The sequence below is a fragment of the Vibrio hangzhouensis genome, from assembly GCF_900107935.1.
Taxonomy (GTDB): Bacteria; Pseudomonadota; Gammaproteobacteria; order Enterobacterales; family Vibrionaceae; genus Vibrio; species Vibrio hangzhouensis.
In genome coordinates this window covers 37,555-57,731 of the sequence record NZ_FNVG01000016.1, presented here as the reverse complement: position 1 = coordinate 57,731, position 20,177 = coordinate 37,555, and the positions used below count along the sequence as shown (strand labels likewise).

The 20,177-nt window shown below is 48.8% G+C and carries 17 protein-coding genes; 6 read left to right on the top strand and 11 right to left on the bottom strand.

Going from position 1 to position 20,177, the window contains the following annotated elements; translation table 11 throughout:
• Window positions 1-20 precede the first annotated feature (20 nt).
• Window positions 21-3,449, top strand: coding sequence for a hybrid sensor histidine kinase/response regulator (locus C4S60_RS15705; RefSeq protein ID WP_103881306.1), 3,429 nt, complete (start codon window positions 21-23; stop codon window positions 3,447-3,449).
• A gap of 477 nt (window positions 3,450-3,926) precedes the next feature.
• Complete coding sequence (locus tag C4S60_RS15700) at window positions 3,927-4,265, top strand: DUF3316 domain-containing protein (RefSeq protein WP_103881305.1); 339 nt, start codon at window positions 3,927-3,929, stop codon at window positions 4,263-4,265.
• 67 nt (window positions 4,266-4,332) lie between these two features.
• Here the strand turns inward: C4S60_RS15700 and C4S60_RS15695 are convergent, their stop codons facing one another.
• The 7 genes from C4S60_RS15695 to aspA all read right to left on the bottom strand — a co-directional run bounded on the left by C4S60_RS15695 (window position 4,333) and on the right by aspA (window position 12,847).
• Window positions 4,333-6,036 (bottom strand): sodium:solute symporter family protein, encoded by a 1,704-nt coding sequence (locus C4S60_RS15695; protein WP_103881304.1) that lies wholly within the window; start codon window positions 6,034-6,036, stop codon window positions 4,333-4,335.
• A gap of 12 nt (window positions 6,037-6,048) precedes the next feature.
• Entirely contained in the window at window positions 6,049-6,315 is a 267-nt protein-coding gene (locus C4S60_RS15690) for a DUF4212 domain-containing protein (protein ID WP_103881303.1), read from the bottom strand.
• A gap of 203 nt (window positions 6,316-6,518) precedes the next feature.
• Window positions 6,519-7,142 (bottom strand): MarC family protein, encoded by a 624-nt coding sequence (locus tag C4S60_RS15685; protein ID WP_103881302.1) that lies wholly within the window; start codon window positions 7,140-7,142, stop codon window positions 6,519-6,521.
• 121 nt (window positions 7,143-7,263) lie between these two features.
• Complete coding sequence (locus C4S60_RS15680) at window positions 7,264-7,899, bottom strand: response regulator transcription factor (RefSeq protein ID WP_103881301.1); 636 nt, start codon at window positions 7,897-7,899, stop codon at window positions 7,264-7,266.
• Window positions 7,900-7,999: 100 nt separating this feature from the next.
• Window positions 8,000-9,796, bottom strand: a complete 1,797-nt coding sequence (locus C4S60_RS15675) for a protein-disulfide reductase DsbD (RefSeq protein WP_103881300.1) — start codon at window positions 9,794-9,796, stop codon at window positions 8,000-8,002.
• Between the two features lie 139 nt (window positions 9,797-9,935).
• A complete protein-coding gene (locus C4S60_RS15670) occupies window positions 9,936-11,246 on the bottom strand; it encodes an anaerobic C4-dicarboxylate transporter (protein ID WP_103881299.1) in 1,311 nt (436 codons plus the stop codon).
• A 149-nt stretch (window positions 11,247-11,395) separates the two neighbouring features.
• Window positions 11,396-12,847: an aspartate ammonia-lyase gene (gene aspA / locus C4S60_RS15665; RefSeq protein WP_103881298.1), complete on the bottom strand. Its 1,452-nt coding sequence runs from the start codon at window positions 12,845-12,847 to the stop codon at window positions 11,396-11,398.
• Window positions 12,848-13,199: 352 nt separating this feature from the next.
• Between aspA and C4S60_RS15660 the strand changes: the two genes are divergently transcribed.
• From C4S60_RS15660 to mutM, 3 genes are read left to right on the top strand one after another with little or no spacing between them, the layout of a single operon-like run.
• A complete protein-coding gene (locus C4S60_RS15660; protein ID WP_103881297.1) occupies window positions 13,200-13,703 on the top strand; it encodes an FxsA family protein in 504 nt (167 codons plus the stop codon).
• Between the two features lie 5 nt (window positions 13,704-13,708).
• Window positions 13,709-14,206: a hypothetical protein gene (locus tag C4S60_RS15655; protein WP_103881296.1), complete on the top strand. Its 498-nt coding sequence runs from the start codon at window positions 13,709-13,711 to the stop codon at window positions 14,204-14,206.
• A 10-nt stretch (window positions 14,207-14,216) separates the two neighbouring features.
• The gene (gene mutM / locus C4S60_RS15650; protein WP_103881295.1) at window positions 14,217-15,026 is read left to right on the top strand and encodes a bifunctional DNA-formamidopyrimidine glycosylase/DNA-(apurinic or apyrimidinic site) lyase; all 810 of its coding nucleotides are present in this window, start codon (window positions 14,217-14,219) and stop codon (window positions 15,024-15,026) included.
• Window positions 15,027-15,070: 44 nt separating this feature from the next.
• Here the strand turns inward: mutM and lpxM are convergent, their stop codons facing one another.
• From lpxM to coaBC, 4 genes are all read right to left on the bottom strand, one after another.
• Window positions 15,071-16,027 carry a lauroyl-Kdo(2)-lipid IV(A) myristoyltransferase gene (gene lpxM / locus C4S60_RS15645; RefSeq protein WP_103881294.1) on the bottom strand — a complete coding sequence of 319 codons (957 nt, stop codon included), beginning with the start codon at window positions 16,025-16,027 and terminating at the stop codon, window positions 15,071-15,073.
• A gap of 15 nt (window positions 16,028-16,042) precedes the next feature.
• Complete coding sequence (gene lpxL / locus C4S60_RS15640; protein WP_103881293.1) at window positions 16,043-16,984, bottom strand: LpxL/LpxP family Kdo(2)-lipid IV(A) lauroyl/palmitoleoyl acyltransferase; 942 nt, start codon at window positions 16,982-16,984, stop codon at window positions 16,043-16,045.
• Window positions 16,985-16,991: 7 nt separating this feature from the next.
• Complete coding sequence (gene slmA, locus C4S60_RS15635; RefSeq protein ID WP_103881292.1) at window positions 16,992-17,582, bottom strand: nucleoid occlusion factor SlmA; 591 nt, start codon at window positions 17,580-17,582, stop codon at window positions 16,992-16,994.
• 218 nt (window positions 17,583-17,800) lie between these two features.
• Complete coding sequence (coaBC, locus tag C4S60_RS15630) at window positions 17,801-19,009, bottom strand: bifunctional phosphopantothenoylcysteine decarboxylase/phosphopantothenate--cysteine ligase CoaBC (protein ID WP_103881291.1); 1,209 nt, start codon at window positions 19,007-19,009, stop codon at window positions 17,801-17,803.
• Window positions 19,010-19,218: 209 nt separating this feature from the next.
• Between coaBC and radC the strand changes: the two genes are divergently transcribed.
• Window positions 19,219-19,893 carry a RadC family protein gene (gene radC, locus C4S60_RS15625; protein WP_103881290.1) on the top strand — a complete coding sequence of 225 codons (675 nt, stop codon included), beginning with the start codon at window positions 19,219-19,221 and terminating at the stop codon, window positions 19,891-19,893.
• The last annotated feature ends 284 nt before the right edge of the window (window positions 19,894-20,177 follow it).

The window sequence follows — 20,177 nt, the reverse complement described above, 5'->3', positions numbered from 1 at the left end:
ATTTAAAGGGATATCACACAATGCAAGGATGGATAGTCGTCCCCGTCTCCCTCGCGTACCTGGGCATCTTATTTCTCATTGCCTGGTACGGAGACCGACAGAAAAAATGGTTGTCGAATTGGCGACCGTGGGTGTACAGCCTGTCCATTGCTGTGTATTGCACGTCCTGGACGTTTTATGGCACGGTCGGTCAGGCGAGCGCTAACCCCTGGGCCTTCCTGCCTATCTACGTCGCTCCGATTATTGTCTTTACCTTGGGCTGGCGAGTGATCGCCCGCCTTATACTTATCGCCAAACGCGAACATATCACCTCTATCGCCGACTTTATTGCAGCCAGATATGGTAAGTCACAAGGGCTAGCCGTTGTCGTGACTCTGATTGCCGTTGCCGGGATCCTGCCTTACATCGCACTGCAACTGCGTGGCATCACTATGGGGCTGGACGTCGTTGCTCCCAATCTTGCCAGCGAACTGGGGTATCAGGATACCCATATATCATGGTTTGTGGTGGGGGCGCTGGCGATATTTACCATGTTGTTCGGGACGCGGCATATCGACAACACTGAACACCACCGAGGCATGATGATGGCAGTCGCCTTCGAGTCGATCGTCAAACTGGTGGCGTTTCTGGTTGTCGGTGTATTCATTCTTTATCTGGCCTGGCAACGCCCGGATATCCATCTGGCTGAACTGGCGTCCAGCACGTACCAATCCCCAAACCTGCCAACACTGTTGATTCATACGGCGCTGACTATGATGGCGATAGTCTGCTTGCCAAGACAGTTTCATACCATTGTGGTTGAAAATGAACGCGCTCAGGACCTGCATACTGCGCGATGGTTATTCCCCGCTTATCTGGTGTTAATGGGATTGTTCGTGCTGCCCATTGCCTGGGTCGGGCAGGGGTTGCTGATGGGGACCTCGCCGGATACTTATGTCATCAGTATTCCTAAATTTGCGGAAGCGAATAATATTGCTTTATTGGCTTTCCTGGGAGGGACCTCTGCGGCGAGTGGAATGGTGATTGTCTCTACCATTGCTCTGGCGATCATGGTATCGAATGATTTAGTCATGCCTTTGTTGTTGCGTCGAATCAAATTGGCGCATCGTTCCCACCGTCATTTATCTGGCCTGTTACTGGTCATTCGCCGAGCTTTGATCTGTTTGCTGTTGTTTGGTGCCTGGCTGTTTTATCAGGCGCTAGATACGATTCATTCGTTGTCGGCTATCGGTTTTTTATCCTTCTCTGCTATCACACAATTTGCTCCCGCATTGATAGGTGGTATGTACTGGCGACTGGGGAACCGTAAAGGTGTATATGTCGGACTGTTTGTCGGCTTCGCGATTTGGCTCATTACCTTGATGAGTGAGACAGGTCTGCTGGCGGGCGATGAAACCAGCAACTTACTGATTCGGGTGATCACACCGCCGGACTTTCTTTCGACTCTGAATATCGCCAGTTCGGACTGGGGGATGCTGATCAGTGTCGTGCTCAATGCGCTCTGTTTTGTTGCGGTATCACTGGCCACCCGAGCCAGTTTGACTGAGCGTTTGCAGTCGGCCTCATTCGTTGGTACGCCGTTGCCGGAAAGCGAAAATCTGAGCCTGTATCAGAGCCGGGTGACGGTTGCGGAACTGGAAATGTTGGCGTCTCGCTTTGTTGGGCGGACTCGAGTAAGAAGTGCTTTTCGTCAATACTGGAAACAGCAGGAGCGCCAGCTGCTGCCTAATCAGCAGGCCTCTGCCGAACTGATTAGGCATACGGAACGGGTTCTCGCCGGGGTGTTTGGTGCGTCCTCTGCCAAGCTGGTACTGACCTCGGCATTGCAAGGTCGAAACATGCAGCTGGAAGAGGTGGCGACCATTGTCGACGAAGCGTCGGAGCTGTACCACTTCAGTCGGGGCTTGTTGCAAGGTGCAATTGAACATATTGGCCAGGGAATTGCTGTGGTCGACAAACAGCTTCGGCTGGTGGCGTGGAACCGACGCTATCTGGAACTGTTTAGCTTCCCTGCAGGCCTCATACAGGTAGGCAGGCCTATTGCGGATGTGATTCGCCACAATGCAGAGCAGGGATTGTGTGGTCCGGGGGATCCCAATGAGCATGTGCGTAAACGCATTTATTATCTGGAGCAAGGCTCGCCGCATCGTTCCTCTCGCGTGAGGCAGGACGGCAGTGTGATTGAAGTGCAGGGCAATCCGATGCCGGGGGGAGGGTTTGTTATGAGCTTTACCGATATTACGGTATTCCGCGAAGCGGAGAGTGCTCTTCTCGATGCTAATGAACGTTTGGAAGAGCGCGTGATCGAACGCACGAAAGAGCTGGAGCAGCTTAATCAACGTCTGGTACTTGCGACCCGAAAATCAGAATCTGAATCTCAGTCAAAAATGCGCTTCTTGGCCGCAGTCAGTCACGATTTGATGCAGCCACTCAACGCCGCGCGCCTGTTTGCTTCTTCGTTGTCGGAAGCGAGTAAAGACGATGAGACCCGACAGCTCTCTTCTCATATTGAGAGCGCGCTGGGCGCTGCGGAAGAGCTGATTGGTGATCTGCTGGATATTTCCCGATTGGAATCGGGCAAACTACAGACCAATGTGAGAGGTTTTCCGCTGTCAGAAGTCTTTAATAACCTTGAGGCCGAGTTCAGTGCTATCTCGAAAGGTCAGCATATCCGCTTCTCTGTGGTTACCAGTTCTCTGATCGTCAAGTCTGACCCTAAGCTGTTGCGGCGTGTACTGCAAAACTTTCTCACCAATGCGTTTCGTTACAATCCGGAAGGTAAGGTGTTACTCGGCGCAAGGCGTGTAAATGGCAGGGTGAGAATAGATGTCTGGGATGATGGTATCGGCATAGCGGAAGATAAACAAAAAGAGATCTTCAATGAGTTTACCCGGGTCGATCAGGCCAGAGCGGATCAGGGATTAGGCTTAGGTCTGGCAATATCGCGTGGTATCGCCCGAGTGCTCAATCATCAGATTTCGATGCGTTCATGGCCCGATCGTGGCAGTGTCTTTTCTATTACCCTGGATACCGCCAGTGAAGCGGCACCTGCACCAAGCAAAGCAAAGCCTGCTCAGGACTCCGGTCTTAGCCACCTGAAAGTGCTTTGTGTGGACAACGAACCCGATATTTTGGTGGGAATGGAGACGTTGTTGAAACGTTGGGGGTGTGATGTGCGCACCGCTGTGGATTTGGTAGCCAGTCTGAAACACTTAGATGAGGGATGGGCTCCGGATGTGATCCTTTCTGACTATCGTCTGGATAACGGTCGCACTGGTCTGGAGGTGTTACAGCAGTTCCGTTTACGTATGGGGGATGCCTTTAATGGAGTCATTATTAGTGCCGACAGAACGGAGTCTATGCTGGAAGGAATCAAGTCAAATGGATTTGGCTTTATAGCCAAGCCTGTTAAGCCGTTGAAATTAAGGGCGATATTAAACCGTTCTTAGTTTTTGTCATTTTATCTTTTGTAGGGTGTACACAAGAAATGTGCACCCGAGGCTCATCTTTACCCAGCACTGCAGTAAATTTACCTTTCTTGACAGACGCTTTACTTTCACTGAGCTATTCTTAATAACAAGCAATAAATAAGTTTCATAGAGATTTCATCTTAGCGTGATTTGAATCATGAATTTAACAGGATTTATTGTCTTTATTAACAGTTGGTTACATGTTTTCAGGTCAATTTGATAGTTTTATTGAAATTTTTGAGATCTGGATCAGGTCATCTTTAGGACAGTTTTTAGCAGAAATGGGGCTTTGAATGTTAAGAAATCGAAGCAATTTTCTTTCTTGGCGTGATTTCTGTTTTTAATACTTTTTAGGTAAGCCTTCGTCGTAACGGAGGATTTGGCTGGGCGTTAGGTCGTTGAACGTTCACCCAATGTCGGTATGCCCTACGGGCTATGGCTTTATGAGGTGTCATCATGAAAAAATTATTATCTCTTGCAGCAATTCTCGCCGTTGTTCCTGCTGTGTCTTATGCGCAGTATGACAATATTTACGGTAATGGCGGTGTTCACACTGCTATGTACGCATCAGAGGCTGAGGCGGTTGCGGAAGGCAATCAAATTATGGAGCAGCTTAATGCAAAACAGTCTCATGAGTTAGTGTTCGACTTAAGAACGCCACACAAAAAGCTTGTGCATGACAGCGTGAAAATCTACGACTCTGAGGTGGAAGTAAATCAGGTTGAGGATACCAGCGGTAACATGATGTATCAGGGTTTTGTGAATGTTGAGTATCGTTTCTCACGTTTTGATTAAACGGTAGTTTCGTTAGTACAAAAAAAGCCACCGCAATGTGCGGTGGCTTTGTTTTTTGTTTCAAAGGTTAGTGGTTGTGCGCAGCACCCGCACCTTTCGGATAGCGAATAGACTCAACCATGTCTTGAACGTCTTGCGGTACTTCAGCAGTAAATTTGTTAACCACAATCGAGACGGTGAAGTTTAGACACATACCTAGAGTACCGATACCCTCTGGGCTGATGCCGAATAGCCAGTTGTCTGGTGTATTTGCTGCTGGGTTTACAAACTTGAAGTAAATGATGTAAGCCGCAGTAAACAAGATACCCGAAAGCATACCTGCGATAGCACCCTCTTTGTTCATCTTCTTATAGAAGATGCCCAGAATAATGGCAGGGAAGAAGGATGCAGCTGCCAGACCGAACGCGAAGGCGACAACCTGAGCCACGAAGCCTGGTGGGTTAATACCTAGGTAACCCGCACCGATAACCGCTGCTGCCGCGCCTATCCGTGCATACATGAGCTCCTGTTTGTCGGTCATATCGGGTTTAAAGCCTTTCTTGAGTAAGTCATGAGAGACTGCCGTCGAAATAACCAGTAGTAGACCCGCTGCCGTTGATAGTGCCGCTGCCAGACCACCTGCTGCTAGTAGTGCGACAACCCAGTTTGGTAGTTGAGCCAGTTCTGGAGAAGCCAGTACGATGATATCGCGGTTGATCTTCATCTCGTTGCGCTCATCACCTGAGTAGAACATACGGCCATCGCCGTTCTTATCTTCCCAACCCACAAGGCCTGTGCTTTCCCAGTTTTTATACCAGCTTGGTGCTTCTTCTGCTTGAACGCCTTTCATATCCGGACCATTAATGGTGTCGATCATGTTAACGCGAGCAAATGCGGCTACCGCAGGGGCCGTTGTGTAAAGTAGTGATATGAATACTAGAGCCCAACCTGCTGAGATACGTGCATCTTTTACGCGTGGAACGGTAAAGAAGCGGATGATTACGTGCGGTAGACCCGCTGTGCCCACCATCAGTGCTGCACAGATGAAGAAGACGTCAACCATACTCTTGGAACCATCGGTATAGGCGGTGAAGCCCAGTTCCTGAGTCAGTCCGTCGAGTTTATCGAGCAGATAGGTCTCCGAACCTGTAATGGTCGAGCCAAAGCCGACTTGTGGGAATACCGAGCCTGTCATCATCAATGAGGTAAAGACAGCTGGCACCAGGAAGGCGAAGATAAGCACACAGTACTGCGCAACCTGAGTATAAGTAATCCCTTTCATGCCACCCATTACCGCATAGAAGAATACGATGGCCATACCGATGACGATACCTAGGTTAATGTCGACTTCGAGGAAACGGGAGAATACCACGCCCACACCGCGCATCTGACCGGCCACATAAGTGAACGAGACGAAGATGGCACAGAATACCGCAACCATACGTGCAGTTTTCGAGTAGTAGCGATCGCCGATGAAATCTGGCACGGTGAACTTGCCGAACTTACGTAAATAAGGGGCTAAGCAAAGGGCAAGGAGTACGTAACCGCCAGTCCAACCCATAAGGTATACCGCACCATCATAACCGATAAATGAGATGATACCTGCCATTGAAATGAAAGATGCCGCTGACATCCAGTCAGCTGCTGTCGCCATACCGTTTGCGACAGGGTGAACACCACCACCAGCAACATAAAACTCACTGGTTGAGCCTGCACGTGCCCAAATCGCGATCCCGATATAGAGCGCGAAGGTGATGCCAACAAGAATAAACGTCCAAGTTTGAATATCCATGATTACTGCCTCTTAATCTTCGTGTACGTTGTATTTCTTGTCGAGAGCGTTCATACGAGCGACATAGACAAATATCAGGGCAACGAAGGTGTAGATTGACCCCTGTTGTGCAAACCAGAAGCCTAACTTGAAGCCACCAAATTGAATTGCATTAAGTGCGTCGACAAACAGGATTCCTGCGCCGTAAGACACGATAAACCAAATGGCTAGTAGGGAACCCATGATCCCTAGATTTTCCTTCCAATAGGCTTGAGCTTGTTCTGATGATTCGAACGCCATGGCCTTCTCCTTTATAGTGTGGTGTTAACGTATTGTTACGTTTAATAAGGTAGCAGGCTGTTGGCAAGAACTCAGTGCAACTTTAGTCGACTGTGTTTATAGAGAAAGCGCCTAAAATACAGGCGCTTATGTGGAATGTGCTAGGAAAGTGTGATGTTAACCCAATGTTAAATTAGCCAAAGGTCTAACGTTTATCGACAAATCTAGATATAAAAGTCTTTGATGCCTTGCAATAAATTGCTTACAGCAACGGCGGCAAGAATGAGTCCCATGACTCTGCTGATAATGGCTGCACCAACATTCCCTATCCATTTTTGAATTGTAGTCGCGCCCAGCAAAAGCAGCAGAGTGATGATCAGAACCGCGAGCATAACCAAAGCGGTCACTCCCTGATCCCAGAGCGATTGCCGGTGATTATCGGTGAGGAGCACAATGGCCATCATTGCCCCTGGGGACGCAATGGAAGGGATAGCTAACGGGTAGACCGCCAGATCTGCCAACTGAGTTTTATTCACTTCCTGGCTCAGCTTAGTCTCTTCTTCGGGTTTGCTCTCACCAAAAATCATGGTGAGTGCGAACAGGAGCAGCACTAGCCCACCTGCAGCCTGAAAAGCGGGAAGGGGGATCTGCATTGCCTCCAGCAGCAGTTGACCGGCGATCAGAAAAAACAGCAGGACACCTGCGGCGATCGCCACGGCCTTAATGGCGACGATTCTGCGGTGTTGAGCATCGAGATGTTGGGTCTGAGAAAGGTAAACTGGAACGGAGCCTATAGGATCGATCACGGCCCATAGCACGACGAATTGAGTAATCAGAATACTGAGCAAAGTAGCCTCCCATAGTTCAGTGAAACAGCGAGATAGAAGTTAAGGGAACACATGAGTATTTAGCGTATCCCAGATAGAATTCAAATCCAAGTCATTGAATTTTAGGTAGCTTAATTGAGCGCTAACCTTCTGATTCCATTTGCTGCAGCAAAATGACAGCCTGAGTACGGTTTTTTACGCCAAGCTTACGGAATATTGCTGTCATGTGAGCTTTGATTGTTGCCTCAGAAACATTCAGATCATAGGCAATTTGCTTGTTTAGGAGCCCATCGGATAGCATGCCTAACACCTTGTATTGCTGAGGTGTCAGTGTGGCCAGTCTCTCTTCCAGATCGCTATTGGCGCTACTGTCGATCAGCAACTCCGCCGGGAAATGGGGTTCGCCATTTAGTACCTGATTGAGAGCGTTAATCAGCTCTCGCATATCACTGGATTTAGGAATGAAACCAAATGCACCGTGCATTTTTACTTGAGAAACGATACTGGGCTCTTCACTTGCTGAGATCACGACGATAGGGATGTCCGGGTAGTCGGCGCGCAGGTGAATTAAGCCAGACATACCGTTGGCGCCAGGCATTTTTAAATCTAGTAAGATCAGATCTGGTTCTTCATTTTTTGACAACAGCGTTAGCAGAGACTCCAGTGAATCCGCTTCCAAAAGATTGGCACCGCTTATCGCCATATGCACTGACTGAAATAGGGCATTTCTAAACAGAGGGTGGTCATCCGCGATAATGATGGTATAGCTCGGTTCCATGACAGCTCAACTTATTAATAAAGTGTTAATTTCTATTATTGATTCACTCGGGCCTGTGAACAAACAAATCAATGCAAAACTCTGATGAAAATCGAATTTTTTAGTCAATCAGCTGGTTAGTTTTAAGATGTTGCAAAAAAGTCTCAGCAGGGACAAACCCGGTCAGGCGAGCATGTGAAACCGGTTCTCCTGAACGATTCCAGAATTCGATGGTTGGCAGTCCCAACACATCCATGGCTTTCAGTAGTTCGATATCCTCTGGTTGATTTCGGGTGACGTCTGCTTGCAGCAACACAAACTGGCTTAGCATCGGCTCTACCGAGGTATCATGGAAAGTGTATTTCTCAAACTCTTTACATGCCACACACCAGTCTGCATAAAAGTCCAACATGACAGGTTTACCGGCCAGTCTGGCTTGCTCAAGTTCAACATTCAGCTCAGCCAGAGTAGTGACTCGGGTAAAATGGATTGTCTGTTCACTGCTGGCCACGGAGGAAGGTGCACCAAGCCAGTGGTTGAGTAAGGGCTGAGCTGAGGCAAAAAGGCCAAGAATGGCAATGATACCCACACAGCTTTGCTTCCAACCGCCGAATGGCAACGTGTTTTTCTGATGGTATAACCAACTAAACGCGGTAACACCCAGCATCGACCACAATACACTGCTCCAGAATTCTGGCAGCAGACGTTCGAGTAGGAAAATAGGGGCGGCTAACAACACAAAACCGAAAAGCACCTTGATGCGTTCCATCCAGTTGCCTGCTTTCGGTAACAGCCTGTTACCAAAAACAGCGGCGGCGATAAGGGGGATACCCATCCCCAGCGCCAATGCGTACAGAGCGATGCCACCGGTGAGCAGATCGCCACTCTGCGCAACGTACAGCAAAGCGCCAGATAAAGGCGCGGTCGTGCACGGGGAGCAGACGAGTCCAGATATGGCACCCATACTAAAGACACCGATTAGGTTACCGCCTTTTTGTTTGTTGCTGAGGTTGTTTAGCCAGGTTTGCATTCCACTAGGTAATTGCAGCGTGTAGAGCCCAAACATTGAAAGAGCGAGCGTAACGAAGAGGATACTCAGACCAATTAGCACGTAAGGGTGTTGCATCGCGGCCTGAAATTGCATACCCGCAGATGCTACTACCAGTCCGAGCAGGGTATAGGTGAGCGCCATGCCTTGAACGTATACCAGAGATAATCCCAGTGCCTGCTTATGACTGCGTTTTCCTCCTCCCAACACGATGCTGGTAAGAATTGGATACATAGGAAGAACACATGGGGTAAAGGCCAGACCAATGCCAAGCAGTAAAAACAGAGCCGGTGTCCACCAGTTTTGTGCCAGTCTGTCAGTCAGTTCGCTGTCTCTGGTGACGGGAGCGGTGGAAGAAGGTTGATTGTTGCTGCGAACAGCACTATCTGTGCCCAGGGCAACGGCGTCTTCAAAGCTGAAGGGGGTAATGTCAATTATCCGGGTTTCAGGTGGGTAGCAGAAGCCTGCTTTGGCACACCCTTGATACTGAACCAGAAGACGGGCACCTTCCTGATAGTTGCTAAGTGGTACTTCGACGAACAGTGGTTGAGTGTAGATGTTCACGTCGCCAAAGAACTCATCGTGATAGGGTTCACCGTCGATCATTTCAATATCGCCAACAGTGACGTTCTCTCCGCTGATGGTGATGCGATCCTGATACAGGTAATACTGGTCTTTTACCTGCCAGTCAATAAACACACGATTACCCTGCTGGTAGGCGTTCATTGGAAACGCCTCGTCTACGGCCACAAAGCTATTGGCAGCGCTAGGGTTAAAAGCAGGTTTGGTGTCGGCATTGCCAAAAATCGCCCAACTTGGCGTCGAGAGAATAACGAGCAATAGCAGAAGAATTCGGTTAAAGAGTCTCATCATAAAAATCTGGCAACGGAAACGGCAATATATTGAGGTTATATTAACTTAAGACAGGAAAACAGGCAGATTTGTTTCATTGATATAAAAAAAGAGCCACGAAGTCCGTGGCTCTCAAGTTCGACGAGTAAAGTACTACTTAGCTGATCAGTATGCCACCGAACACAAAACCAAGAGTCACTGAAGTGGCAATGGTCACAACACCCGGAATAAAGAATGGGTGGTTGAACACATAGTTGCCAATGCGGGTTGAGCCAGTATCATCCATTTCTACTGCGGCCAACAAAGTCGGGTATGTAGGAAGGACAAACAGTGCGCTCACCGCGGCAAATGACGCGACAGCAGTGAGGGGCGCGACACCGATGGCCAGCGCTGCTGGCATGAGTGCAACGGTGGTCGCACCTTGAGAGTAGAGCAACATAGAGGCAAAGAACAGAACCAAGGCCAGCATCCATGGATAGTCTTCCAGCAGCGCACCCGCCAGTTCTTTGATGCCATCAACGTGTGCGTTGACAAACGTTGAACCAAGCCAGGCCACGCCAAGTACACAGACACAGGCGGTCATACCTGAACGGAAAGTCGCCGCTGACGGGATCTGATCCGCTTCAATTTTGGTGACAACTGTAATGAGTGCTGCAGCAGCCAACATGACCGTCATAATGGCTTCATTTCGGCCAAGTGCAGGGTCTTCAATCAGTCCGATAGAGCCCGAGATAGCAGCGGCATAACAGACAACAAACGCGATGGCACCAAGGAAGATGAACGTCGCTGTCTTTGCGGTCGGCAGGATCTCGCGTTTCTGGGCGGTATTCAACTTGATCAGACCATGAGCCAGACGCTCTTGATAGACAGGATCATCTTTCAGTTCGCTGCCCATAAAGTTAGCAACAAACGCGCCAACCATGCAGGCGATGAATGTGGTTGGAATGCATACAGCAAGGAGTGTCAGGTAATCCACACCCATAGGCGCCAGCATTGCGGCAAAGGCAACTACGGCGGCTGAAATCGGCGATGCCGTGATGGCGATTTGAGAAGCGACAACTGCAATAGAAAGTGGACGTGAAGGGCGGACACCCTGACCTTTCGCTACTTCGGCGATAACAGGCAGTGTAGAGAATGCGGTGTGACCAGTACCCGCCATCAGGGTCATCAAGAAAGTGACAATGGGAGCGTAAAAGGTGATTCTTTCCGGATGTTTACGCAGAAAGTCTTCTGCAATTTGGACCAGCCAGTCCATGCCCCCTGCAACCTGCATGGCCGCGATGGCAGTGATGACTGACATGATGATCAAGATGACGTCGACAGGAATATAGGCCTGACTTGTAGGCACACCTAAAACCAGGGACAGCATAATCACACCAGCACCACCGGCCAAACCAATTCCAATACCGCCAATACGTGCGCCTAAATAAATAAACAGCAGTACGACGGCGAGTTCAATAGCAACCATAGTAAATCCTCGTTTAAAGCTCTTATCCTGATAGTGATGTAATAAAGATAGAGAGCATGTTTAAATCGTGTTGTTTGTATTTTATAAAATCTTTAAAGGGGAAAAGTGACCACTAAAAAGGCTCCCCAAAAGGGAGCCTTTGAATGCAATTACTCGTAGCGCTTGGCTTTATACTGAGGTTTCATCAGGTTGTCTACCGAGAAGATGTCATCCAGCTCTTCTTCCGTTAGGAGGCCGCGTTCGAGTACCACTTCTTTGACACTCTTACCGGTTTCCGCACAGATTTTTCCGACGACATCACCTTCATGATGACCAATGTATGGGTTGAGATAAGTGACGATACCAATGGAGTTGTATACGTAGCCTTCGCATACTTCTTTATTGACCGTGATACCGTCTATGCATTTGTCGCGCAGGTTAATGCACGCGTTTTTCAGGATGTCGAGTGATTCGAACATGCTTTGTGCAATGACGGGTTCCATCACATTGAGTTGCAACTGGCCACCTTCGGCAGCAAACGAAATGGTGTTGTCGTTGCCTAAGACTTTGAAACAAACCTGGTTAACCACTTCTGGTACTACCGGGTTAACTTTGGCTGGCATGATGGATGAGCCCGCCTGCAGTTCCGGCAGGTTCAACTCGTTAAGGCCAGTACGTGGGCCGGAAGAAAGCAGACGCAGATCATTACAGATTTTCGACAGTTTTACCGCCAGGCGTTTCAGTGCGCCGTGCGTCATGACGTAGGCGCCACAGTCAGAGGTCGCTTCGATAAGATCTTCTGCAGGTACACATTCCAGTCCTGTCACCCGTGCCAGATGTTTCACAGCCAGTTCCTGGTAACCCTCTGCGGCATTAAGGCCGGTGCCGATCGCCGTTGCTCCCAGGTTGACTTCCAGAAGGAGTTTAGAGGTGTAATCGAGATTACGAATTTCTTCATTCAGCGTGACCGCCCATGCGTGGAATTCTTGCCCAACGGTCATAGGCACCGCATCCTGAAGCTGAGTACGGCCCATCTTCAGAATGGTTGAGAATTCTTGGCTCTTGTCCTCGAAGGCGCCTTTCAGATACTCGATGGCATCAATCAGTTTGCGCACACTGTTAAACACGGCAATGCGGAAGCCCGTCGGATAGGCACAGTTGGTGGATTGGCTCTTGTTGACATGATCATTCGGGTTGATGAATTCATATTGCCCTTTCTCTTTCCCCATCAACTCCAGCGCCACGTTAGCGATGACTTCATTGGTGTTCATATTTACCGATGTGCCTGCTCCTCCCTGGAACACATCCGACGGGAACTGATCCATGCATTTGCCTGTTTCAAGAATAACGTCACACGCCTGAATGATGTATTGGGCGATATCTTTTGGGATTACTCCCAGTTCTTTGTTGGCAAGTGTGGCGGCTTTTTTAGTCATCACCATGCCACGCACAAAATCGGGCACATCAGAAATGGTGACATTAGAGATATTAAAGTTTTCGATAGCGCGCAGCGTGTGAATGCCATAGTAAGCATCCGCCGGGACATGACGTTGGCCTAATAGATCTTCTTCAATACGAGTGGCTTGATTTGCTACAGAAGGAGCGATAGTGGTTGTAGCCATATTTTGGATCCTTAGATATTTGTTCTGCGTTAATGACAGTTTCTTGTGCCAAATCTGTTTTAAGAATCCATTCGCCAGAATAATTGGCTATTTGTTACGTCCTGACTTATGAGGTACATATTACTCAAAGTAGCACATAAAAATAGTAGCCAGATCACCTTTTTCACCTAAATTTTGCAGATTGTTTCCTCTGAGGTCAGGGATGCGATTGCCCTCAAATAAATTCATGGATTTAGTGGTGTTTTTACTCTGCTAGACCAGAAATTTGTGCGGTCAGCGGTCGAAACTGAGCAATTTATTTGTGGTTTGGTTCGAGGTAGGCGTAAACTGACATCAAACCAAGGAGGACACTGTGTTTCCGATTCTTTTATTACTGTTTATTTTTGTGCCGATCATCGAGATCGGACTGTTTATTCAAGTCGGTGGCTTTTTAGGCCTTTGGCCGACGATCGGATTAGTCTTGCTAACGGCCTTTGTCGGCGCGTCTTTGGTCAGAAGCCAGGGACTGCAAACCATAATGTCGGTGCAAACCCGGCTGCAACAAGGCGAAATGCCAGCCCAGCAAATCCTGGAAGGTGTGATGCTGGCGGTATCAGGGGTTTTGCTTCTGACACCAGGCTTTATGACCGATGCGCTCGGTATGGTGGTGCTACTTCCAGCGCCAAGAGCGGCGATTGCTCAATACCTAATGAGTAAAATGGTGGTGAAAACCGTGTCTGGTGGATTCCATCAAGGTGGTTTCCATGGCAATGATCCGTTTCAGCGCGGACCGTTTGACAGGCATCAGGATGGGGGGAATACCTTTGAAGGAGAGTTTGAGCGCAAGGATGATGATGACCAGAACAAACTAAACTGATCTCTATGTTGACCCGATTCAGACTCACCCGGCGCCGCTGGAATACAGTTCTTATTGCTGCTATTGCATTGTTTATGATGTTGATGGCCGCCCCCGATTTGATCAAACAGTATCTGATTCAGGCAGAGCCGGTGTCATCGCAGGGGTTTGTGCTTAATCCGGACGCGGATCCTATCGAGATCAATTACGCTGGCATTCAGTTTTATCTCGTTGATGGCGTCTGGCAGGCGATCCCTCAAAAATGGAACCATGAAGCGCACAATGTGGTAGCGCGTTGGATTGGTATTCAGGGCACTCCGATTGATACTGAAACGTATCAAAAGCTCAAGCCTGCTTTCAGAGATCCCATGACGATAGAAGTTTGGTATCAACAACTTGAGGAGCCACAACGAATAACGGCGTATCCGTTTGACCAGTTCTGGCTGCTGAGCACTTATGATGAACAATGGGTTGCAGTCAGCTTTGAAGGCAGTAGTCTAATGCCTACTCACTCCAATAATTAGTTTGCTTATTATGCCAGAATTACCAGAAGTTGAAGTCTCACGCTTAGGAATCAGTCCGCATTTACTGGATCAAACTATTAGTGAGATCGTGGTCCGTCAGCGTCAATTGCGCTGGCTCATCCCAGAAGAAATACATCAACTTCACGGGCAACCGATCACTGCGATCCGCAGGCGCGCTAAGTACCTGTTGATCGAGACTCCTAAGGGTGTTGCCATTGTTCACCTTGGTATGTCTGGCAGTCTCAGGGTTCTGGATGACCCTCCGGCCCCTGATAAACACGATCACGTTGATTTGGTATTGAAGAACGGCAAAGTGATGCGCTACAACGATCCTCGTCGCTTTGGTGCCTGGTTGTGGTGTGCTCCTGGTGAGTCTCATGAGCTTTTAGAACACTGCGGGCCAGAACCTTTAACTGATGCATTTTCAGCTGACTGGATGATGGAACGGGCTCAGAATAAACGTGTCGCCATTAAGACATTTATTATGAATAACGCCAATGTGGTCGGTGTGGGGAACATTTATGCCTGCGAGTCTCTGTTCAGTGCTGCTATTCATCCCACAACACCAGCCTGCAAGATATCAAAACCACAATGGCAGCAACTGGTGACGGATATCAAACAGGTATTGGCACAGGCCATCGCGCAGGGAGGAACGACGCTAAAAGATTTCTCTCAAACCGACGGAAAACCCGGCTATTTTGCTCAGGAATTACAGGTTTATGGTCGGGCTAAGGAAGCTTGTCATGTCTGCGGTGAGCCAATACAGCAGATGAAAATTGGGCAAAGAAATACCTTTTTCTGCGCCCATTGTCAGCGCTAAAAAAACGCCTGCCGAAGCAAGCGTTTTAGCTATTCCGTCAACGGTTAAATGTTGTCGTAGATACGAACACCATCACGCTGGGTTTCGAGAAGGTATAAGTTCCACATGTACTGTTCTGGTTTATCTCGTAGCAAATCTTCAATCGCTTTATTCATCGCACGTGCATCTTGCTCTTCATCCCCGGTTGGGAAATTGTCGATAGCAGGCAGAATATGCACTTCATATTTGCTGGTTTTGTCGTTATAGGCCGGCAACACTGGCACCACTTTCGCCCGCGACAAACGAGACATTTTGCCAAAGCCTTTTAACGTGGCTTTTTCTGTGGCAAAGAAAGGCACAAAAACCGAGTTTTGTGGGCCATGGTCCTCGTCCGGTAGCCAATATCCGATGTAGCCATCTTTGATGGAGCGTACGAATGGTTTCACCCCGGCACTACGAGCAAAAATACGGCCACCGTATTGCATACGTTGTACATGCATCAGCCAGTCGCCAATCGGGTTGTTTTGTGGTTTCATAATGGTCGCCACTTTGTAACCTTGAGCGGCGAGCATGACCGCCGGATAGTCTACCGCCCATGCGTGAGGAGCCAGGATGATGACGTTCTCACCTGCATCCAGCAGTGGCATCAGGTTCTCCTCGCCAATCATGACGCCACGTTGTTGATTGTGTTTAGTGGAACGAATCAAAAACTCTGAATATCCCAACAAGTATTGACCCGCTTTGGCGAAGGTCTCTTCAACAATCTGTTGGATCTCTTGCTCGGACTTTTCTGGAAAACACTTCTGCAGGTTAAGGCGTGTGCGCCTTACTACACGACCGTTTTTATTGACGATGATGCCAGAGATAGAGCGAGCGAACTTGTCTCTTAGCCGGGGTGGCACAAATGCCAAAAAGACCGCCAATAGGATGCCAAGCCAGGTGCCCCAATGCTTCGGATGTAAGAACGCCCACTGAAAGCGAGGGTTATAGAGATTTTTGTCGATATGGTCTTGATTACTCATTCATAACCTTTGAGCTTAGTGATACCTTGAGTCAGTGAGGGTTTTATCAGGAAGCGACTTAAAACGCTTGTGCATCCATAACCATTGTTCCGGTGCCAGCAGTATGGTTTGCTCCACAAAGCGATTCATATAAGCCGCTGCGGCCACTTCATCTTTCTTAGGATATTCATCTTCAATGGATTGGTTGGCGATGATTTCATACCTGCCGTCCAGGTTGCGGAATCCAGAACCCGGGACGATAGCACATTTGCTAGTGTAGGCTAAGATGCTGGTACCTGTAGTCGTACAGGCTTCTTCGACCGCAAAAAACGGTACAAACACCGACTTGTTGTGACCATAGTCCTGATCGGGCAGGTAGAACAGACGGTGACCCTGACGCATTACGCGAATCATGGTTTTTAGATCGGTTCGGTAAATCAGTTTATTGCCGTTTCGTGTACGACCTCGATACTGAATGAACTCATAAGCGGGGTTACTGTGTGGTCGGTATGCTCCGTATCCGGGAAGCCCCAGTACCGCGTAGGCGCGGGCGGTGACCTCCAGGTTGAGGGCGTGCACACAACACAGTAGCACCCCTTTGCCATCCGCTTGATGTTTTTTCAGGGCACTGAGATCTTTGGCAATCAAAATGCGTTTGAAGCGCCAGGTTGGCCAGAACCAGGTGATCCCGGTTTCAATCAGGGCCATACCCGAGTTCTTAAAATTCTCTTCAACGAAGGCGTCGAGTTCCTGCTCGGTTTTATCTGGAAAGGCGAGTTCCAGGTTGCGGCGAGCCACCCCAGCTCGTTTCTGTCCGAAGCGCATACCAAACTTGCCTAGTCCCCGCCCCATTTTATAGAGCAGCGGATAAGGGAGCAGGTTGACTAGCAGTGCGAGAAAACCAAAACCCATCCAGACACCCCAGTATTTGGGGTGCAGCAGGGATAGGGTGAAAGCCGGCTTTTTATCAATTTTCATTAGACTTTTATTGTAACTGTAGTTTCAACAACGACCAGTACTCATCAAAGGTGGACGTTGGTGTGTATTTAAAATCAGAGCGAACGAAGCGGTTCAGACTGCCTTCGACTTGACCTAATAATTGCGCAGCAAGGATTTTCTCGTCAACCGGAAAACTCTTTCCTTCGCGAATTTTGCGCTCACGCAGAATTTGACGTAAAGATGTCTCAATTCTTTCATAAAGCTGATTAATTCGCTCACGTAATCGTTCATTCTCAAACATCAGAGCGTGGCCTGACAAGATACGACTGAGTCCTGGATTTCGTTCTGAGAAAACCAGGATGAGTTGGAGCACAAGACGAATGCGAGTGAGGGTATCTTTCTCTTCATCAAGGATACGATTGATTCGTGACATGAGAGACTCTTCAATGAACTCGATAAGTCCTTCAAACATTCTCGCTTTGCTGGGAAAATGACGATAGAGCGCTGCTTCGGACACACCCACTTGCTTAGCCAGCTTTGCGGTGGTGATGCGAGAGGTGCCTTCGTTGGATTCCAGCATCTGTGCGAGAGCCTGCAGGATCTCCTCTTTTCTATTCGACTTTTTCGTAGCGGACATAAATCCTCTTCCTTTTGATTACTGCATGCCAAATTGAGCACGACAACGCCCATGAGTAGATCTGTTAGTGTACCTAAGCACTTTTTATCTACACAGTTCAACGTGCTAAATGATTGAACTGTGTAACAATCTATCCACTGTGAGCGAAAGTATACAAGCATCGGCCTGATGGCAGGCCTGAGCAAGTGGTGACGATACCGCAGGTATTACGGTGACGTCTATGCTTGCGTAAGGTGCTCTGAAATGCTTAGTAGGATTTCACGACCTAAGTCCGTTTTCGTTGCACTGCCAAGCGGTTTCTGACCGCCTTTCCAGTAAACGGTAATCGCATTTGAGTCACTGTTAAAGCCCTGTCCCTCAACTGAAACATCATTTGCACAAATCATATCCAGATTCTTACGTTGCAGTTTGTCCAGAGCGTAAGCCTCGACCTCTTGCGTTTCCGCAGCGAAGCCAACGGTAAATGGGCGCGATTCAGTCAGCGTTGCCACGGATGCTATGATATCTGGATTTTTAATCATCGATATCTGCATGTCGTCATTGTCGGTGGTCTTTTTGATTTTTTGATCAGCCACGCTGAGCGGGCGATAATCGGCAACGGCCGCGCAACCAATGAAGACGTCGTGGGTGACCGCGTGCTCCAGAGCAGCATCGTACATTTGCTGGGCGCTGATAACGTCGACTCTCTTCACGCCTTGTGGGGCGGTCAGAGCAACCGGACCGGCGATTAGTGTGACGTCGGCGCCCAATTGACGAGCGGCTAATGCAAGCGCAAATCCCATTTTCCCGGAACTGTGATTGGAAATGTAGCGCACTGGATCAATGGCTTCTCGGGTGGGGCCGGCTGTGATTACGACCGATTTGCCGATTAGCGGCTTGGGGGCAAAGAACGCCTCACACTTCTCCACTAACTGCATGGGTTCAAGCATTCGACCCGGGCCAATGTCTCCGCAGGCCTGCTCTCCAGCGGCAGGCCCCCATATCATCATGCCGCGACGTGATAGGGTTGCGATGTTTTCTTGTGTAGCGACATTGAGATACATCTGCTGGTTCATTGCAGGGGAGACCGCGATAGGCGCATCGCTAGCCAAGACCAGTGTTGTCAGCAGATCATTGCCCATGCCAGCAGACATGCGGGCAATCAAATCGGCGGTAGCCGGAGCCAGAAGCACCAAATCGGCCCACTTAGCTAACTCAATGTGGCTCATTGAAGCTTCCGCGGCCGGATCGAGCAAACTATCAGAGACCGGTCTTCCAGAGACCGCCTGCATAGTCAGTGGCGTGATAAATTCTTTTGCTGCTTTAGTCATGACGACCTGAACTTCAGCGCCACGTTCGATTAGTCGCCTAGTGAGTTCTGCGCATTTATAGGCGGCAATGCCACCGCTGATACCCAGAAGGATTTTTTTCCCCACCAATGTTTGCATAACCCGCTCCTTAACTTTTGCTGCGGCTAAGATATCAAATGCGCACCTTCCTCGCCAGTTTCAAGGGGACATGGGGGCTAGACACTGACAAACAACCAAGTTACTGCGTTAAACCACCTGGCTCTCACTCTCGGGCCTTGTCACTGTATCTTTTGTCATAATATAGGTAATAAAGCAGACAATGTATTTGCAGCGAGTCAGGCTGAGTGATGGTGTTAAAACATCTACCGGCAGAATCACTACCCCGTGAGAAGCTAATAAATAGAGGCAGTCAGGCGCTTAGTGATGCCGAGTTGCTGGCAATTTTTCTGCGCACAGGCACAAAAGGTATGAATGTACTGCAACTGGCGGACCGTCTGCTCGCTGAGTTTGGCTCTTTACGAGCATTATTTTCGGCGTCCCAGCATGAGTTTTGTCAACATAAGGGGCTGGGGTTGGCCAAATATGTGCAGCTTCAGGCCGTTTTGGAGATGAGTCAGCGCTATTTGTCGGAGCGACTGCAGCGAGGTGATGGTCTGAACAGTCCACAACATACCCGTCATTACCTGCTGGCGATGCTACGCGACAGGCACAGAGAAGCTTTCTATGTTTTGTTTCTGGACAATCAGAATCGGGTCATTGCGGACGAGATAATGTTTGAAGGCACTATTGATGCCGCATCGGTTTATCCCAGAGAAGTCGTCAAGCGAGCGCTGCAGCATAATGCCGCATCGGTTATTCTCGCTCACAACCACCCCTCAGGAATCGCTGAGCCCAGTCAGGCTGACCGAAGGATCACGCGACGATTGGCTGATGCGCTGTCGCTGGTGGATATCCGCATTCTTGACCATTTTGTTGTGGGTGACGGGGAGGTGGTGTCGTTTGCCGAAAGAGGGTGGATTTAGCATCTTTGGCAGGAGAATGTATTTTTTATTGTAATAACTGTGATACAGAGCTTTTGTTTTGGTGATTTTCTGCTATGATTCGCGCACTAAATTATCAACCAACATCAGCTCAAAGTGAAAAAGATCAGCAAATCCTTAAAAAAGGATCTGTTCGGGTCTTGAGCAATGCATGTCAAGTTAGTATAATGCGCGACCTTTGATAGCCTTGTATGGGTACTCCATAATGGTTATGGCCTCTTATAATTGAGGTTCGGCCACCAAGGTTGATATCGAGCTGAAACGAT

Bases quoted from the DNA above. Each gene is read 5' to 3' on its own strand.
- C4S60_RS15705 (WP_103881306.1), top strand. From the start codon at position 21: ATGCAAGGATGGATAGTCGTCCCCGTCTCCCTCGCGTACCTGGGCATC.
- C4S60_RS15700 (WP_103881305.1), top strand. From the start codon at position 3,927: ATGAAAAAATTATTATCTCTTGCAGCAATTCTCGCCGTTGTTCCTGCT.
- C4S60_RS15695 (WP_103881304.1), bottom strand. From the start codon at position 6,036: ATGGATATTCAAACTTGGACGTTTATTCTTGTTGGCATCACCTTCGCG.
- C4S60_RS15690 (WP_103881303.1), bottom strand. From the start codon at position 6,315: ATGGCGTTCGAATCATCAGAACAAGCTCAAGCCTATTGGAAGGAAAAT.
- C4S60_RS15680 (WP_103881301.1), bottom strand. From the start codon at position 7,899: ATGGAACCGAGCTATACCATCATTATCGCGGATGACCACCCTCTGTTT.
- C4S60_RS15675 (WP_103881300.1), bottom strand. From the start codon at position 9,796: ATGAGACTCTTTAACCGAATTCTTCTGCTATTGCTCGTTATTCTCTCG.
- C4S60_RS15670 (WP_103881299.1), bottom strand. From the start codon at position 11,246: ATGGTTGCTATTGAACTCGCCGTCGTACTGCTGTTTATTTATTTAGGC.
- aspA (WP_103881298.1), bottom strand. From the start codon at position 12,847: ATGGCTACAACCACTATCGCTCCTTCTGTAGCAAATCAAGCCACTCGT.
- C4S60_RS15655 (WP_103881296.1), top strand. From the start codon at position 13,709: ATGTTGACCCGATTCAGACTCACCCGGCGCCGCTGGAATACAGTTCTT.
- mutM (WP_103881295.1), top strand. From the start codon at position 14,217: ATGCCAGAATTACCAGAAGTTGAAGTCTCACGCTTAGGAATCAGTCCG.
- lpxM (WP_103881294.1), bottom strand. From the start codon at position 16,027: ATGAGTAATCAAGACCATATCGACAAAAATCTCTATAACCCTCGCTTT.
- lpxL (WP_103881293.1), bottom strand. From the start codon at position 16,984: ATGAAAATTGATAAAAAGCCGGCTTTCACCCTATCCCTGCTGCACCCC.
- slmA (WP_103881292.1), bottom strand. From the start codon at position 17,582: ATGTCCGCTACGAAAAAGTCGAATAGAAAAGAGGAGATCCTGCAGGCT.
- coaBC (WP_103881291.1), bottom strand. From the start codon at position 19,009: ATGCAAACATTGGTGGGGAAAAAAATCCTTCTGGGTATCAGCGGTGGC.
- radC (WP_103881290.1), top strand. From the start codon at position 19,219: ATGGTGTTAAAACATCTACCGGCAGAATCACTACCCCGTGAGAAGCTA.